Genomic DNA, 16,707 nt, shown 5'->3' with positions numbered 1-16,707 from the left:
GGGTTGGCGCCGCCTTCGGCGGCGAACGGCTGTACGGCCTGCCGTGCGATCTCGTCGATCTCGCCGGCATCGACCGTGGGGCGCGCGGCCAGCCCGGCGGCGTACTCGGCCGCGTACTGTCCCGCGCGCCGGCCGAACACAACGAGATCGGAGAGCGAGTTGCCCCCGAGCCGGTTGGCCCCGTGCAAGCCGGCTGCGCACTCGCCGGCGGCGAACAACCCGGGGACCGTAGATTCCTGGCTCTCGGCGTCGACTCGCACCCCACCCATCATGTAATGGGCGGTGGGTCCGACCTCCATCGCTTCCTTCGTGATGTCGACGTCGGCGAGCTCGAGGAACTGGTGGTACATGGACGGCAGCCGGCGGATGATGTAGTCCGCGTCGCGACGGCTCGCGATGTCGAGGAACACTCCCCCGTGGGGACTTCCCCGACCGGCCTTGACCTCGCTGTTGATCGCACGCGCCACCTCGTCGCGGGGGAGGAGGTCGGGGGTGCGGCGCGCGGTCTGCTTGTCCGTGTACCAGCGGTCGGCTTCCTCCTCGGTTTCGGCGGTCTCGGCCGCGAACATCGGAGGGATGTACCGGAACATGAATCGTTCGCCCAGTGAGTTCTTGAGCACGCCGCCGTCGCCGCGCACCCCCTCGGTGACGAGGATCCCCCGCACCGACAAGGGCCACACCATTCCGGTGGGGTGGAACTGCACGAACTCCATGTCGATGAGATCGGCACCCGCCCAGAGCGCGAGCGCGTGGCCATCCCCGGTGTACTCCCACGAGTTCGAGGTGATCTTGTAGGCCTTGCCGATCCCACCCGTGGCGAGCACGACGGCGGGAGCCCGGAAAGCTACGAAGCGACCGGTTTCCCGCCAGTAGCCAAAGGCACCCGCGATGCGGTCACCGTCCTTGAGCAGTCGGAGGATGGTGCACTCCATGAACACTTCGATGCCCTGGTGGACGGCGTGCTGCTGCAGCGTGCGGATCATCTCGAGCCCGGTGCGGTCACCCACGTGCGCGAGCCGGGCGTACTTGTGACCACCGAAGTCGCGCTGGAGGATGCGGCCGTCGGGAGTGCGGTCGAAGAGCGCGCCCCAATCCTCGAGCTCGAGCACCCGGTCGGTTGCCTCTTGGGCATGGATCTGCGCCATCGCGTAGTTGTTGACGAACTTGCCTCCCCGCATGGTGTCGCGGAAGTGCACCTGCCAGTTGTCTTCGGGGTACACATGGCCGAGCGCTGCGGCGATCCCCCCTTCGGCCATCACCGTGTGTGCTTTGCCGAGCAGCGACTTGCAGATGAGCGCGGTGCGTGCACCCTTCGCGGAGGCTTCGATCGCCGCGCGCAGGCCCGCGCCTCCCGCCCCCACGACGATGACGTCGAACTCGTGCGTCTCGTAGTCGGCCATCAGAAGATCCGCGGGTCGGTGATCGTGCCGTTCGCGACGAGGCGGATGTACACGTCGGTGAGGGCAACGGCGAAGAGGCTCACCCACGCGATCAGCATGTGGCGTTCGTTGAGCACCGAGACGAACTTCCATGCCTGGTACCGGCGCGGTGATCGCGACAGCAGGTCGAGGCGCCCGCCGCAGAGGTGTCGGCACGAGTGGCACGAGAACACGTAGGCGCCGAGCAACAGGGCGTTGGTGAGCAGGATCAGCGTGCCCAGGCCCATACCGAAGCCGTCGGGGAAGTCGAACGCCTCGATGGCGTCGAACAACAAGATGAACGGGAACGGCAACACGAGGTAGAAGAAGAAGCGGTGGACGTTCTGGAGGATGAAGGGGAACCGCGACTCGCCCGAGTAGCGCGACCGGGCGTCGGGGATGGCACAGGCGGGCGGCGACCAGAAGAACGCCCGGTAGTACGCCTTGCGGTAGTAGTAACAGGTGAGCCGGAAGCCAAGCGGTATCGGCAGGATGATCAGCGCGGGAGAGATCGTCCACCAGCTCCCGACGACATTCCACGAGGGGCCCTGGCAATTCGTGGCCAGGCACGGTGAGTAGAAGGGCGAGAGGTAGGGATCCGCGAAGTAGTTCTTGTTGACGAACGTGACGTAGAGGCCGTAGATCACGAACGCGCCGAGCACGAGCACCGTGAACACTGGTGCGACCCACCATCGATCGTTCCGGCGGGCGACGCTTGCTTCCGGAAGCCGCGCGTCGCGCACCCGCAACTGATCCGTGGCAGCCGTCATTCCCCGTGCCCCTTTGCGTCGGTGGCGGCGACAACCTAGCTGCCCGCGACGCGGTGAGCGGACTTCTGCGGCTGGGCGGCCGTCAGGTCGCGGCGGCTACTCGAGGGGCTGTTCCGCCTCGGCCGGGCGAGGATGGAGCGTGTTCGCTCTCTCGAGTGCGCGCGGCATCGCGGCCTTCCACGCCCTCCGTGTTCTAGCTATAGTTCTGGCTATGACGTTTGCTGATCACGTTCCCCTCGCCGACGCGAAAAATCGGCTGTCGGAAGTGGTCGAACGGCTCGAACGCGAGCACGGCCGAGTCGTGATCACCAAGCACGGACGGCCCGCGGCCGTGATGCTCAGCATCGAGGACCTGGAGTCGCTCGAGGAGACGTTGGAGATCCTGAGTGATCCGGCCTTGATGCGATCCATCCGGCGCGCTCAGCGGGAGGCGGAGTCGGGCAGGGCGATTCGCTTGAGCCGAGACGAGGCACTCGGTCGGATCAAGCGTTCGTGACCACGGGCAAGCCGTTCGAGATCGCGTGGTCGCCCAGCGCACTACGGGACTTGGCGAAGCTTCCCGAGAAGGTAGCGACGGCGGTCGTGGAGTTCGTGTACGGCGGCCTCGCTGACAACCCTCGACGCGTCGGTCACGAGCTTCGTTTCGAGCTCGAGGGTAAGCACAGCGCGAACCGTGGTGACTACAGGATCGTCTACGAGATCGACGACAAAGTCCGTACAGTCACGATCTTCGCGATCGATCACCGGAGCAAGATCTACCGGTCTCGGTGAGCAGCACGCGGAGTGATGTGGGAGCTATCCCGGGGGTAGTTCCCGAATCATGAGGCGCAGGATCGGCCGCGGCCACCTCGAAACGGCCGATCGCCAACAGTCGGGCATCTCAAGGACAAGGGCCTACGAGCTTGTACGCGCAGTCGCCGGGCTGGTCGACGATCGCCGGCTTCCAGAAGGCGACTTCGGTGGTCGGCCCTCCTTGCGTGGCCATTCCTCGACGAATCGATTCAAGCTCGGCCGCGTCCAGACGGGTCCGGAAGCGAGCGTTGCGACAGCAGCCGGGAACGCCGGTGTCTTCGCGAGTGCGGATGCGCGCTGGCGCGTGACCCCGAGGATGTCAGCGATCTCGCTCACGCCGACGAGTCCTGGGAAGTTCGGCGTTTCGATCTCACGGTCGAGCTCATCGAACCTGAGCGCTTCGGCACGCACAACCGGCCAGCGCGGCAGCCCCGCCTTCTCAGCAAGGGCGGTGAAGACGTCGTGACCGAGTGCCACGGCCGCTGTTGCATTCTCGACGCCTTCCTCGAGGCTGAACGTCGCGCCGTACCGATCTCCCGCGGTCGAACAACTGACCGCACCACCGCGATCGACCAAGAGGTCCACGAATTCCTCGAGGGCGTCGTCGAGCCTCGCGGGGGCTTCGCCGTGCACTTCGAAACTCACCGTCCAACGCATTCAAGTCACCCCTTCGGTGGCGGCCAGATGAAGCCACCTTTCGTCTGCTTGGCGCGCCAACCCTGGCGCTCCGCGTGCCGGACCAGCTCGCTCGACCTCACTCCAGCACTCAACTATTGACGATGGCAATAGTAAGATCACAGCCGCGCACCTGATTCCGGGCGACACCCCTCGCGTTGGATACGCCGTTGCCCGATCTCTGTCACGGTGCGTTCGTCGAGCGTGACGACGCGCGCGTTGGCCGTCTTTGTCGGAACGTCCTCACAACTGGTTGGCCGTCACCGCGCACGCGCTGCCGTCGATGATGAGGCGATCACGGTCGACGTCGTCCCAACGAAGTGGCGACGCTCGAAAATCGGCTGCGGAGCCCGGAACCTGGAATCACCGAATGTGCATGCCGGAGATGGCGCGCGCGATGACCAGACGCTGGATCTCGCTGGTTCCTTCGAAGATCGTGGAGGGCCTCCACGGGAGTCCACACGTTGCGTTGCAGTGCTCTGACGTGCGCTTTCGCGACCAGTGCGTCTTCCCAATCACGGGCTTTCCATCCAGTTGTAGGGATGAAAGTAGGGATGGATGCGCGTTACTCGAGCGGCCCGAGTGCGTCGAGCACCGCGGGCAGGTCCTCGGTGACGGTGGCCCAGAGCACGTCGGTGTCGATGTCGAAGTAGTGATGCACAAGACGGTCGCGCATGCGCGCCGCATCGATCCACTGAAGGCGCGGGTATCGAGCGCGAGTTTCGCTGCTGACCTGTTTTGCAGCTTCACCGACAATCTCGACGAGCTTCGTCAACGCGAGCCGCAACATCTCGTCGTCATCGAGATCAGCCCGGTCGCGCCCCTGCGTAAACGCGATCGCGCTTGCCGCCGCGTCTCGCAGGTGTCGGAGGCGTATGTCGTCAGCCGACAGCGTCATAGAGAGGGGTGGCGGTCGAGCGGACCTTGTCGCGGAAGTAGCGGCTGAGGTCGCCGTAGGTACGGAGATCGACTCGGCGCCCGCCAAACATCGCGTGTAGTTCTCGCTCCATGGCCGAGAGACGGATCATTCCAGGCGTGGATCCTGGCTCGAACTCGACAAGCAAGTCGATGTCGCTGTCAGGACGGAAGTCGTCGCGCAAGGCAGATCCGAACAGCGCGAGCTGCCGGATGCCGTTGCGGCGGCAGAAGTCGCGCAGCGCTTCCTCGTCAACATCGACGTCCGGTCTGAGCGGCACCCTGTCATTCTCGCACTCGCGCCGCGACCACTGGATCCGCCGTTTCGTCCGCGATCATTCGCTGATACTGAGCTGGGTGGACCTGGCATCACGTCCAGCCTCAGGTGGCGTTGCCGCTCGGCGTCGACGTCGCGTTTCCCGGCGGGGCGGCCCCGTCGGGGAGCAGCGCTCCGCATATCTGGTCGGCGGCCTGGAAGGTGGGGTCGTTGCGGTCGAGGTTGCGCAGAGCGGCGGACGAGGGCACTTTCACGCCGTGGTCACCGAGGCAGCTCAAGTAGGCCTGGAACTGACCCGACTGCGCGCCGCCGGAGCCGCCGAAGCCACCGGCGGGGAGCTTGCTCTGGCACGCCTTCTGCGCGGCTTGGTACTTCTTGAGGGTCACGCCCTTGGGGAGGTTTGGCGGCACGAACGTCCCCGAGCCGGAGCCGGAAGCGGCGGCCGCCGCGCCGTTCGGGGGCACCCCACCAGGAGGGTTGGCGTCGGGGTTGTTTCGACCGCCGGTGGGAACGGTGAGCTTCACGCCGTGTGCCTTCATGCACGAGCGGTAGGCGTTGAATGCTTTTTGGGCGGGCCTCGTCGTCGTCGGGGTGGTCGCCGCGAAGGCGGGTGGCGCCACCGCGAGCACGCCGAGTGCGATCGCCACGCCGGCGATCGCGCGGAGCGGATGGCTCGTGATCATTCCATGCCCTTCCTATTGCCCGCCTGTGGGCGTTCCGCTGGCGGTGTTCGAGGTAGCGGTGATCGAAGTGGCGCTGACGGTCCCGTCGGTGCCGGTGGTACCGCGCACGACAACCGTGTCGCCGAGCTCGAGCGCGTCGAGTGTGGTCGTTTGCGCGGTCGAGATCGTCGAGCTCGGCGACGTCGACACCTTCACGGTGTTTCCTTGCGCGTCGACGATGTAGAGGTTCGTCCCGTCGATGAGCTTGATCTGACCCGAGGTTCCGCCCCCGAAGCCGGCACCCCCGGGAACGGCATTTGCTGCGCCGGCACCGCCCGCGCCGGCACCTCCGGCGCCGAAGCTCTGGGCCAGCGCGGCGAACGAGTCCGCGCCGCTCGTCGTCGAGTTGTTCTGATTCTTCTCGATCAGCACACCCACCAGGAACCCCGCAGAGATCCCGAACGCCACCAGCAGACCGATGGTGAGCCCCGTCGTGGTCCGTGAACGCCGCGAGATCGGCAGCGTGTCACGGACCGCGAGTGGTTCGGCCTCGATGAGCGCGTCGCCGGGCGGGTTTGTTGTTGTCATCGAAGTGCTCCTCTACTCGTGACGTAGCGCGTCGATCGGCCGCATGGAGGCGGCGCGGTTGGCGGGATAGATGCCGAAGAAGAGGCCCACGGCGAGCGCGACGCCGAACGCGAGGAACACCGAATAGGTCGCGACGACCGGAGTGATCCCGACGACGCGGAAGTGGCTCCCGATCAGGCCGGCGACCACGCCGAGAATCCCGCCGATCATCGTGAGGAGCACCGCCTCGATGAGGAACTGGCCGAGGATGCTCCCGTGCTGAGCACCGAGCGCCTTGCGGATGCCGATCTCACGCGTCCGCTCGGTCACCGTCACCAGCATGATGTTCATCACCCCGATCCCGCCGACGAGCAGCGAGATGGCGGCGACGGCACCGAGCAGCGTCGTGAAGACACTGCTCGTGTTGCTCGACGTCTCCAGCAGCTGGCCCTGGTTCAAGACCCTGATGCCCGAGGCCTGCTCCGGGGTCAGATGGTGATTCGCGGTGATCGTGTCGGTGATCTCCGTCGAGGCTCTGTCCATCGCGTCGCGCGAGGTCGCCTCGACCGCGATGCTCTGAAGGGTCGAGGCATTGCCGGTCAGTGTGTCCTGCACTGCGGTGTAGGGCGCGATGACGATGTCGTCCTGGTCTTGGAAGCCGTTCGTCCCCTTCGACGCCAGCACGCCGATGACGGTGTACGTAGCGTTGCCGAACTTCACGTTCTCCCCGACTGGGTTCTTCGTGCCAAAGAGATTGGAGACCACCGTCTGGCCGAGCACGGCGACACGCCGATGATCGTCGACGTCGTCGTGCGTGAAGAACGACCCGGCGACCGTGCTGTAGTTGCGGATTTCCGAGTACTCCGAAGTGGTGCCGATGAACTGTCCGGGGCTGTACGTGGCGCCCTGGTACGAGCCGGTCACCGAGCTCGCCTGGACCACCGGCGCGACCTTCTCGACGTCGGGCGCGTTCACGCGGTCACGCAGCGCCTTGACGTCGGCCAGGGTCAGGACGGCCTCGCTGCTCTGGGTCCCGAGCTGGCTCCGGCCACCTCCGCCACCGAACCCGCCGAAGCCGCGCGAGACGATCAGGGTGTTGGTGCCGAGGCTGTCGATCTGCTTCTGCACCGCGACCTTCGAGCCATTGCCCACGGCGACGAGCATGATGACGGCGCCGACACCGATCATGATGCCGAGCATCGTCAGCGCCGACCGCATCCGGTTGGCGCGCAACCCGTGGCCGGCGATGCGGAGGCTCTCGAAGAACGTCAACTCGCCGCTGCTCCCACTGCGTGCTTGGGCAACCTTCGGTCCTCGACGACCAGCCCGTCGCGCAACACGGCGACGCGGTCGGTGTGGCTCGCGACCTCGTCCTCGTGGGTGATGAGGATCACCGTCCGGCCCTCGCGGTTGAGCCGCACGAAGACCTCCATGATGTCGTGGCTCGTGCTCGAGTCGAGGTTGCCGGTCGGTTCGTCGGCGAGGATGATCGCGGGATCGTTCACGAGCGCACGCGCGATGGCGACGCGTTGCTGCTCGCCCCCGGAGAGCTCGTTGGGCATGTGCCGCATGCGATCGACGAGCCCGACCTGCTCGAGCGCGCCCTCTGCGCGGTTTCGCCGCTCCTTGGACTTGACGCCCGCGTACACCAACGGGAGCTCGACGTTCGAGACCGCTGACGTGCGCGGGATCAGGTTGAAGCTCTGGAACACGAACCCGATGAGCAGGTTCCGGATCTGCGCGAGCTCGTACTCGCCGAGGTCGGCGACGTCGATGCCGTCGAGCACGTACCGTCCTGACGACGGCACGTCGAGGCATCCCACGATGTTCATGAGCGTGCTCTTGCCACTCCCCGACGCGCCCATGATCGCGACGATCTCGCCGTGGTGGACCGTGAGCGAGACGCCACGCAGCGCCTGCACCTCGATCTCGCCGAGTTGATATGTCTTCGTGACGTCAAGAAGCGCGAGCGCGGGGTACGCGCGACCGTTCACGGTCCGCCCCGCCCGGCTCCGCCACCGGGGAACGCGCCGCCGCCGAGCCCGCCGCCGGCACCACCGAGCCCACCCGTGCCGGTCCCTGCCCCCGTCCCTGTGCCTGTTCCCGTTCCCGTCCCGGTGCCCGTCCCCGTGAAACTCCCGCTGCTCGTCGACACGACGATCGTCTCGCCGGACGTGACGCCGCTCGTGATCTGTGTGTACGAGTCGCCGCGGAGCCCCACACCGACGACGACCGGGGACTGCTTGCCCTTCTTGACCACGGTGACGGTCCCCGTGGTATTCCGTCCCGTCACCGCCGCGCTCGGTACACGCGTCGCGTTGTCCTGCTGCGCCGTCGTGACCGTCGCCGTTGCGGTCATCCCCGTCTTGACGTTCGCGGGCGGCTGTTCGAGCCCGATGGTCACGTTGTAGGTGACCACGTTGCTGACGACGGTGGAGTTCGAGTCGATCGCCACGACCGTGCCGGTGACCGTCGTTCCCGTCAGCGCCGAAAACGTCACCGAGGCAGGCTGGCCCACCTCGATGTTGGCGGCATCGCTCTCACTGAAGCCCGCCTTCACCTGCAGGCTGCTCACATCGGAGATCGTGATGAACGCCGACGACGAGCTACTCGACGACGACGACGTCGACGACGTCGGCGACGTCGATGCGCTGTTGGCGTTCGACGACGAGGACGAGTCGCTCGACGACGAGGACGACGAGGACGACGACGAGCCGCCGCCCGACACGTTCGTGCCGACGGTGCCGTTGATCGCCGAGACGGTCCCCGCGGACGGTGAGAGCAGCGTGGTCTCGTTCTCGGTCTTCTGGGCACTCACCACGCCCGCCTGCGCCGAGGTCACCGACGAGTGTGCCGAGGTCACCGACGCCTGCGCCGACGAGAGTGAAGCGGGGTTCCCCTGCTCCGCGGTCGCGAGTGCGATCTGCGCGGATTGGAGTGCGTTCTCCGCGCTCGTCAGCTGATTCTGCGCGGTCACGATCGCCTGCTGGTCGGCGATCGACTTGGCGTATTGGTTCGACAGTGCCTGACCCAGCGCGAAGTAGTCGGCCGTGACCTTGGTCCACGCTGCCGGGCAGGTCGACGGGTCTGTCGGCGAGGTGGGCTGGCCGGGTGGGTTCGGCACCGCGGCCGGCGGTTTGGGCGGCGCCGGCAGCGACTCGCCGCAGGCGGCTTCCGCCGTGTCGTTGTCAGCGTTGAACGTGTTCGTCGCCTGCGTCACCGCGTTCTGCTGCGATGTCGCGTCGGTCTGCCCGTTCACCTGCGCGTTCGTGACCCCCACCTGCGCAGTGGAGAGGCCCTGCTGCGCGGCGACGACCGCTTGCTGCTGGGACGGAAGATCGAGGGACTCCTCGACTTGCGTGAGATGCGCCTGCGCGGAAGCGCTGTTTGTCTGAGCCGAAGCGAGGTTCGCGTTGGCGGTGGCCAGGCTCGCCGCCTGGGTCGTGTCGTTGATCTTGGCGAGCGGTTGGCCCGCCTCGACCGGCTGGCCGACCGAGACATAGATCGCCGCGAGCTGTCCGCCCGACTGGAAGTTCGCGGTGACGCTGCTCGGTGACTGCACATTCCCGCTGGCCGACACCGTCTGCGACACAGTGCCGGTCGTGACGGTACCGGTGCGGACCGTCGTAGTGGTTTCGGAATCGCGCTGGAGCGCGAAGACCCCGACAACAACGCACACGATGGCCGCGACCGCGATCGCAGCGTTGAGGAACACGCGCCTTCTCCGCAGCCGGTTGATGTTCTTCAACTGCTGGTTCGCCCGCGTAACGAGGTCGTCCCCCGCGTCGGGACCCGGCGATTGCTCCACCGGCGCCTCGAAGAGGACGCTCTCTGCATTGGTCACGTCAAGATCTCCATGTCGCCCCTCAGCCCGGTCGCCATGCCTCGCGTCCCCACGCGCGCACGCATGCCTGCCATCCGAGCGCGTGCAATTGAGAGTCCTCTGTGAATCAGCCGTGAGTTTCTGAGGTCAGTGCCTTCCGGCGTCCTCGGAAGCTTCAGAGCGCGCGGGTGCGCCTTGGGCGAGGGGCAGCTCCACCCGCACCGTGGTTCCGACGCCGATGGCGCTTGCGAAGGACGCCGTGCCCCCGTGCGCTTCGGCGATCGCCTTGACGATGGCGAGCCCGAGCCCTGACCCGCCACCGTTGCGCGACCTCGAGGCGTCGGCGCGCCAGAACCGCTCGAAGGCTCGCGCCGCGTGTTCGGGCAGGAGACCTGGGCCTTCGTCTTGCACTTCGACGACACCGCGCGACCCGAGCGTACGCACGCGGACGACGACGGGCGCGCTGTCGGGTGTGTGAAGCAGCGCGTTCGCGACGAGGTTGGCCAGCACCTGACGGATGCGGTCCTCGTCACCGTGCACCGTCACGCCCTCTGCGACGGCAGCCTCGATCGAGCGGTCGGGTGCCAGCACCCGCGCGTCGGCGGCCGCGTCGACCGCGATCACACCGAGGTCGAGGGGCGCACACTGAAGCGGCCTCCCCTCGTCGAGACGAGCCAGCAAGAGCAGGTCGTCGACGAGCGAGCCCATTCGCACCGTCTCCTGCTCGGTGCGCCGCATCGCCTGCCCGAGCTCCGCTTCGTTCTTCAACCCCCCCTGGCGGTACAGCTCGGCGTAGCCGCGGATCGTTGTGACTGGCGTGCGCAGCTCATGGGACGCGTCGGCGACGAACTGGCGAAGCCGTGCCTCTGACAGCGAGCGCTGATCGAACGCGTCCTCGATGCGCGACAGCATCGTGTTCAGCGCGTCACCGAGCTCGCCGGCCTCGGTTCCGCTCCTCTCCGCCGGAACCCGCTGGGACAGATCACCCGACGCGATCGCGGTGGCGGTCGCGGTCATACGCTTGATCGGTCGCACCCCGAGTCGGATCACCCAGAACGTCACCAAGCCGAGGATCGCGATGACCAAACCGGTGGCCAGCATCTCGACGAGCACGAGCCGGTGCACTGAGGCGTCGACATCGCGCAACGACAGCGCAAGCACCAGAGTGCCTCCGTCGGGTTCGGCGATCGCCCGCACCCGCCAACCACTCGAGCCGCGCGTCGAGGCGACCGTGAAGTTCTCGGGAGAGTCGTGGTCCGCGCCAGCGACAGCACGCGCCGGGGAGACTTTCGGCCGACCCGAGCCGCTCGAAGAGGCATTCGGCGTCGACAGCACGGTCAAGACGTCGTCGGCGACGCGAGCCACGTAGGCGGAGCTGAGCGATGGTCGCGACGGAAAGGTTCTGGGCGACGCGCTGGGGAACGTTTCGGTGATGCGATCGAACGCCCGCGCCGGAATGTCCGCGAGCTGCGCGTCCACGCGTTCGATCAGGTACGTCTCGGTGGTCCGCACGATGACGACTGCGGCGGAAACGAGCACGAACGCGACTACTGCCATGCCGGCAAGCATCCGACCCCGAAGTGACACTCACCGCTCCCGCAACGTGTAGCCGAACCCACGCACCGTCTGGATCAGGCGCGGCTCGATCGCGTCGACCTTCTTGCGCAGGTAGCCGATATAGGTCTCCACGACGCCGCCGTCGCCACCGAAGTCGTAGTGCCACACATGGTCGAGGATCTGCGGTTTGGAGACGACGCGTCCTTGGTTGATCAGCAAGAACCGGAGCAGGTTGTACTCGGTCGGCGACAGCAGCACTTCGACACCGCCACGGCGGACGACGTGCGCGTCGTCGTCCATCTCCAGATTCCCGCATCGGAGGACGGCCCCAGCTTGCACGAGGCCGGCGCGCCGAAGCACCGCGTTGATCCGTGCCACCAGCTCCTCGAGGCTGAAGGGTTTGACGAGGTAGTCGTCACCGCCGAGTGTGAGACCTCGGACCTTGTCGTCGGTCGCATCTCTCGCGGTGAGGAAGAGAACCGGCGCACGACAACCGTCACGTCGCAGCCGCCGACACACTTCGAAGCCGTCGAGGTCGGGCAGCATCACGTCCAGCACGATCAGATCGGGCAGCACACAACCGGCTGCCTCCACCGCCTCGCGGCCGGTTGCCACCCCGTGGACCTCGAACTGCTCGTAACGGAGCGCGGCCTCCAGCATGGACCGCAGGTTGTCCTCGTCGTCGACGAGCAGCAGGCGTTCACCGGGCACACCGTCACCGTCTCACACGAACCTCAGAGAAACCTGAGAGAACGTCCAGGGCGGATCTCACGAGCAACTCTGAGGTTGCCCACAGTCGAAACAGAGATCGGCTCGATACGTTCACATCGACCAACGACCAGAGGTCGTAACCGAACGACGCCCTCAACTCGCTTCGGCGCTGGTCGCGATCGTTCCGCTCGTAGTCGCGACCCAAGCCCGGCGGCGGGATCGAATACGCGCACTGAGACCGAGTAGGGATGAGAGTCCCAAGAGGGCCTCAGCGGAGGCGACGATTCACCGGATATGTACGCCGGAGATGGCTCGTGCGATCACCAACCGCTGGATCTCGCTGGTTCCTTCGAAGATCGTGTAGGGCCTCCATGGGAGTCCACACGTTGTGCAGAAGTGCTCTGACGTGCGCTTTCGCGTCCGGTGCATCTTCGCGATCACAGGCTTTCCATCCAGTTGTAGGGATGAAGGTGGGGATGGACGGGCTCAGTCGAGCGGCCCGATTGCGTCGAGCGCCGCGGGCAGGTCTTCGGTAACGGTGGCCCAGAGGACATCGGTGTCGATGTCGAAGTTGTTGACGCCGCCGTAATTCACCGCGGGGTCGTTCAGGTATTCCCGCAGTCGTTGGTTCCGTGGTGTTCTAGCCGATGGCGTCTCCTTTCTGCTCGGGTGAGCGGGCGCCGGGCCGTTTGTTGGGCCGGTAGCTGTTGCCGTCGAGGTGGAGGTGGTGCGCGGTGTTGATGAGACGGTCGAGCACGCTTTCGGCGACGACGGGGTTGGGGAACAGTGGATACCAGTCCACGGGCGCGCGGTTCGAGGTGAGGATGAGGGACCCGTGGTGGTGGCGTTCGGTGATGAGTTCGTAGAGGTCATCGGCTTGGACGGCGGTGAAGTCGCGCATGGCGAAGTCGTCGAGAACGAGGACGTCGGGTTTGGCCCAGCGTCGGAGCCGCGCTCCCCAGGTGCGGTCGGCGTGTCCGCCGGCGAGGTCGGCGAGGAGCCGGCTGGTCTTGGTGAACGCGGCGCTGTGCCCGCGCCGGCACATCCGGCGGTCAACGGCACGGCGCTTACGTCTGGACCGACGACCGGAGCCGCGTTTAGGGTTGTTGGTGTTGGGCGGAGTTCGCGGGGAGGGGCACCCGTGGCGGTATTCCTAATCGTATGGGTCGTCTGCGCGTCTATCAGAGGCGTTGACGTCTGAGTGCTCGAACTCGGTGCGCTTCGACGACCACGACCCGCGAAACTAGCGATCGGTTGCGCGATGGTTGTATCTGTCGGGCTCTGCGTCGCTGTGTTCACGGGCTGTTCCTCCGAGAGTGACCGCGCGACTCAACTCGCGACGACGCTGAGACCGGATTTTGGGTTTCCTGAGCCGAGCTCCGAGACTGCGACCACGACCCTCTCCTATCTCAAGCGCGACGGTCATGCGCTTCAGCAGATGCACGAGCGTGCCTCGGGCATAGCTCGCTCGAAGGAGTGGACCGCCGCGAGGTGCCGTCGAGCAATAGCTGGGCTTGACGGGGTCGCGGCTCCCGACGAAGTGCTGGTGATGATCGACGGGGTCGCTGATCCTGTGTTGCGCGCGGCATTGCATGACGAGCGCAGCAAGTTGGGGTTGGCGTTGACGACCTGTCTGTCGGGAGCGCCCGAGCCGTCGCCACAACTCGCACAGAGCGTCGACCGGGTGCGCGTGCGTCTCGGCCAACTCAAGGACGCGCCATGACGAGACGCTCCGTAGTGGTGCTGGTGTTCTTGGTGGCCGCCGCGGCGCCCTTTCCCGTGTCGCCGCGCGACGGAGCCGCGCAAGCCGCTGGTCGTGGCTGGCTTGCTTTGGGTGACTCGTACTCGTCGGGTGAAGGGATCCCCGGGACGCTCGCACGGGAGGCCGAAGGCTCGGGTGTCGCGACGCAGGGCCGCGACTGCCGTCGCGCGACCGGCGAGGACACCGGTGCTGCAGCTTGGTCGGTCGGCGCTTATCGGGAGATCGCGGGCGAGCTTGGGTTCGACGAGATCGCACTCGTCGCCTGCACCGGTGCTATGTCGTCCGAACTCGAGGGGCAGATCGGCGAGGCCCGCGCACGATTCGGACGCGGCCGCTGGGATGTCGTGACCTTCAGCGTCGGCGGCAACGACGTCCGCTTCGCCGAAGTGCTCAAGGGGTGTCTCGACGTCAACTCGGCGTGGGGAGCGTTCGACCTCACCCCGGGTTGCGATTTCTCCGAAGCCGAACTCAGGCACCGTATCGACGACCTGCGGGCCAGCCTCGCGGGCGTCTACGACACGGTTGCGCAAGTCGTGTCGCCTGGTGGAGATGTCGTCGTCGTCGGTTACCCGCACCTTGTTGAGGAGGTCGCACGCTGGGACGGCTGGCGACGGACCCTGATTAGGAACTGCGAAGGGATTCAGAGTTACGACGTCGGTATGCTGCGCAGCGTCACCGGCTATCTCAACCAGCAGATCGCGCTTGCTGCACAAGATGCTGACGCGCGGCAGGGTGACCGCGGCGTCCGGTTCCACTTCCTCGACATTTCCCGAGATCCCTACGAATACAGCGGCAACGCGACCGACCGGCACGCGCTCTGCAGCGCCGATCCATGGCTCAACGGTCTCACCGTCGGGATCACGTCGGGCGACTGGTGGGAACTCGGCCGATCGTTCCACCCCAACCAGACCGGACACACCAAGACCGCACGCGTCCTCGCCGCTTTCGTACGGTCGAATGTCTCATTCGACGACATCCCACCGCCGTTGCTGGCACCATTCGCCGGCAGTTGGGGGATACACGGCGGCACGATCTCCATCACAAGCGACGGGGCTGTCACGATCACCTGGTGGATCAACGAACCTCTAAAACACCCGCCGGTGTCGGGCTATGTCGAGATTGACCTGCAGATCAACGCCACCTCAGGATGGACGGCGACCGCCGTCGTCACGGAGCGGAGCGTCCCTGCGGGCGTCGACCCGACAGCAGGGCCGGGATCTGGGCCAAACCTGCAAGTGGGGGACACCTATACGTTGACGCTGAAGTCGCCTGGGATCGTCGGCACTCGGCCCCAGGGCGAGACGTCATGGTGCGATGTGGATCACTACGGAGCTTGTGGCGCGTAAGAAACGTCGAGCGTGGGCCAGTTCACGGTCGTCGATGTAAAACGAGACGAAGTATCGACGCTGGAGGGCATCTTGTGTGGTGAGGTTGTTGTGGGAAGCGTTGGTCGCAGGTCTGGATACCGCTTGCTGCGGAGAGCAGCGTCACTGGAGGCCGCCATGAGCACTTGTTCTCCCCGCCCCGCAAGCCGGCCCCTCAGCGGCGGGTCTTCTCTTGGGCGTCGAAACAATGGGAGACGCAAGGCGCGGTGGGCTTGCGCGGTGGCCATGAGTGTCCTCCTAGTCACAGTTGGCTGTGGTAGTGGAGGTGGTAGCGCAAATCGCGCGCAGACGAAGACCCAATCAAGTACAGGTGGCTCGTCGACTGTCGCTTCGATACCGACATCGCCGTCGACCTCGACCACTACAAGGCCCTCCGCGACCTATTACTCGGGTCCAATCTCATTCACAACGAGTGACGGATGGCGGTACACCTACACACCCGATATATCGCCGATTTCCCTATCCCTGTCGAAAGACGTGCAGACCTCGCCGCCTGGGAGCGCAAGACTCAGAGTTTCGGGAGCGTCGAGTATCCCCGCTTCGTTTCCCGGAGTAGTCGCCGGAGATACTCCCGGACGAACGCCACCCCCCTTGCATTCCGCCTTCTATTTCAGTAGCGCCGAGCCCTACCTGATTGCAGAATGGCCGGTGAATGCTGGAGCAGCGGCCAACCTACTTCCGAACCAGTTGCTATACAAACTTCCGTCGACATGTACGTTTGAGAGCAACGGAACGACTTTGGTGGCGCCTACGGTCTTTATGTGTAAGGTCGTGGTCGGGGCCCGAGCTGAGGATCCGCTTCTGAGCTCTGACGTAAGCGAAGCCTATGTAGACTCAGTCCTGCAGGTGGTTCCGATCCTGAGCGCGCCGTATCTCCGGGTTGAGGTCTATACGGAGTCAGGGCAATCTGTCCAAACGATTGTCCTCGCGCCCGACGGCTCCTACAAATCAAATCCGTAGCGATGGATCGCGTCCTCTTCGCGACGCCAGATCCGAGGCGGCAAGGGTGATGATGGCCTTCGGGTAGCTGGCGGGTGACACCGTCGCCGGATTCGTGCTGATCGACGTCGTGGCGCTCGGGGTCGACCCAGCTCCGGACGCCTTCCCGCTTGGCGAGCCCCTGTGAGCAGGCCACTTGATTCGGAATGCCAATCCATCTGACGCCGTATCGAGACGAAGTGGGCCATCGACATCGATCACACCAGTCACGCCCTTGGCGTGGAACGACGGCATAGCGGCTCTACGCGTCAGGGTAGGGATGGCGCCGAGTGTGAGTGCGGATGCGCGGTGGTGATGGTCGCGCCGGCCAGGTGACTCCGCCAGCGTGGAGGAGCACGCGCAGTCGGTAGTGCTCGAAGCTGGTGAACCCGTGTCCGCATCGCTTCACTTTCTT

16 protein-coding genes and 1 pseudogene are annotated in these 16,707 nt (G+C 65.8%); 4 read left to right on the top strand and 13 right to left on the bottom strand.

Annotated features, from left to right (window positions below; all coding sequences use genetic code 11):
* Both WD271_17830 and WD271_17825 read right to left on the bottom strand, forming a co-directional pair.
* The coding region (locus WD271_17830) for a fumarate reductase/succinate dehydrogenase flavoprotein subunit (GenBank protein ID MEX1009682.1) at positions 1-1,400 on the bottom strand (1,400 nt) is incomplete at its 3' end.
* A complete protein-coding gene (locus WD271_17825; protein ID MEX1009681.1) occupies positions 1,400-2,188 on the bottom strand; it encodes a hypothetical protein in 789 nt (262 codons plus the stop codon). The genes WD271_17830 and WD271_17825, both read right to left, overlap by 1 nt.
* A gap of 211 nt (positions 2,189-2,399) precedes the next feature.
* Between WD271_17825 and WD271_17820 the strand changes: the two genes are divergently transcribed.
* A complete protein-coding gene (locus WD271_17820; GenBank protein MEX1009680.1) occupies positions 2,400-2,684 on the top strand; it encodes a type II toxin-antitoxin system Phd/YefM family antitoxin in 285 nt (94 codons plus the stop codon).
* A complete protein-coding gene (locus tag WD271_17815) occupies positions 2,681-2,959 on the top strand; it encodes a type II toxin-antitoxin system RelE/ParE family toxin (protein ID MEX1009679.1) in 279 nt (92 codons plus the stop codon). The genes WD271_17820 and WD271_17815 overlap by 4 nt, the downstream gene beginning before the upstream one ends.
* A 123-nt stretch (positions 2,960-3,082) precedes the next feature.
* Here WD271_17815 and WD271_17810 read toward each other — a convergent pair whose 3' ends face one another.
* The 11 genes and pseudogenes from WD271_17810 to WD271_17760 form a co-directional block, all read right to left on the bottom strand.
* Positions 3,083-3,625, bottom strand: coding sequence for a hypothetical protein (locus tag WD271_17810; GenBank protein ID MEX1009678.1), 543 nt, complete (start codon positions 3,623-3,625; stop codon positions 3,083-3,085).
* A 595-nt stretch (positions 3,626-4,220) separates the two neighbouring features.
* Complete coding sequence (locus WD271_17805) at positions 4,221-4,553, bottom strand: HepT-like ribonuclease domain-containing protein (GenBank protein MEX1009677.1); 333 nt, start codon at positions 4,551-4,553, stop codon at positions 4,221-4,223.
* Positions 4,537-4,851: a nucleotidyltransferase family protein gene (locus tag WD271_17800; protein ID MEX1009676.1), complete on the bottom strand. Its 315-nt coding sequence runs from the start codon at positions 4,849-4,851 to the stop codon at positions 4,537-4,539. The genes WD271_17805 and WD271_17800 overlap by 17 nt, the downstream gene beginning before the upstream one ends.
* Positions 4,852-4,951: 100 nt before the next feature.
* A complete protein-coding gene (locus WD271_17795; protein ID MEX1009675.1) occupies positions 4,952-5,530 on the bottom strand; it encodes a hypothetical protein in 579 nt (192 codons plus the stop codon).
* A gap of 12 nt (positions 5,531-5,542) precedes the next feature.
* Positions 5,543-6,097 (bottom strand): hypothetical protein, encoded by a 555-nt coding sequence (locus tag WD271_17790; GenBank protein MEX1009674.1) that lies wholly within the window; start codon positions 6,095-6,097, stop codon positions 5,543-5,545.
* 12 nt (positions 6,098-6,109) lie between these two features.
* Complete coding sequence (locus WD271_17785; protein MEX1009673.1) at positions 6,110-7,348, bottom strand: ABC transporter permease; 1,239 nt, start codon at positions 7,346-7,348, stop codon at positions 6,110-6,112.
* Positions 7,345-8,070, bottom strand: a complete 726-nt coding sequence (locus tag WD271_17780; GenBank protein ID MEX1009672.1) for an ABC transporter ATP-binding protein — start codon at positions 8,068-8,070, stop codon at positions 7,345-7,347. Before WD271_17780 ends, WD271_17785 begins: the two co-directional genes overlap by 4 nt.
* Positions 8,067-9,920 (bottom strand): efflux RND transporter periplasmic adaptor subunit, encoded by a 1,854-nt coding sequence (locus WD271_17775; GenBank protein MEX1009671.1) that lies wholly within the window; start codon positions 9,918-9,920, stop codon positions 8,067-8,069. The genes WD271_17780 and WD271_17775 overlap by 4 nt, the downstream gene beginning before the upstream one ends.
* 126 nt (positions 9,921-10,046) lie before the next feature.
* Entirely contained in the window at positions 10,047-11,456 is a 1,410-nt protein-coding gene (locus WD271_17770; protein ID MEX1009670.1) for a HAMP domain-containing sensor histidine kinase, read from the bottom strand.
* 30 nt (positions 11,457-11,486) lie between these two features.
* Positions 11,487-12,167, bottom strand: a complete 681-nt coding sequence (locus WD271_17765; protein ID MEX1009669.1) for a response regulator transcription factor — start codon at positions 12,165-12,167, stop codon at positions 11,487-11,489.
* 640 nt (positions 12,168-12,807) lie between these two features.
* Positions 12,808-13,206: pseudogene (locus tag WD271_17760) on the bottom strand (ATP-binding protein).
* A 510-nt stretch (positions 13,207-13,716) separates the two neighbouring features.
* On the opposite strand from WD271_17760, the gene WD271_17755 reads away from it, so the two are divergent.
* A complete protein-coding gene (locus WD271_17755; GenBank protein MEX1009668.1) occupies positions 13,717-13,890 on the top strand; it encodes a hypothetical protein in 174 nt (57 codons plus the stop codon).
* The gene (locus tag WD271_17750; protein MEX1009667.1) at positions 13,887-15,275 is read left to right on the top strand and encodes a hypothetical protein; all 1,389 of its coding nucleotides are present in this window, start codon (positions 13,887-13,889) and stop codon (positions 15,273-15,275) included. Before WD271_17755 ends, WD271_17750 begins: the two co-directional genes overlap by 4 nt.
* Positions 15,276-16,707 lie beyond the last annotated feature (1,432 nt).

Source organism: Acidimicrobiia bacterium, assembly GCA_040880805.1.
GTDB lineage: Bacteria > Actinomycetota > Acidimicrobiia > IMCC26256 > DASPTH01 > DASPTH01.
Note: the sequence above shows the minus strand (reverse complement) of the source record. Positions and strands in the feature narration are given on the sequence as shown.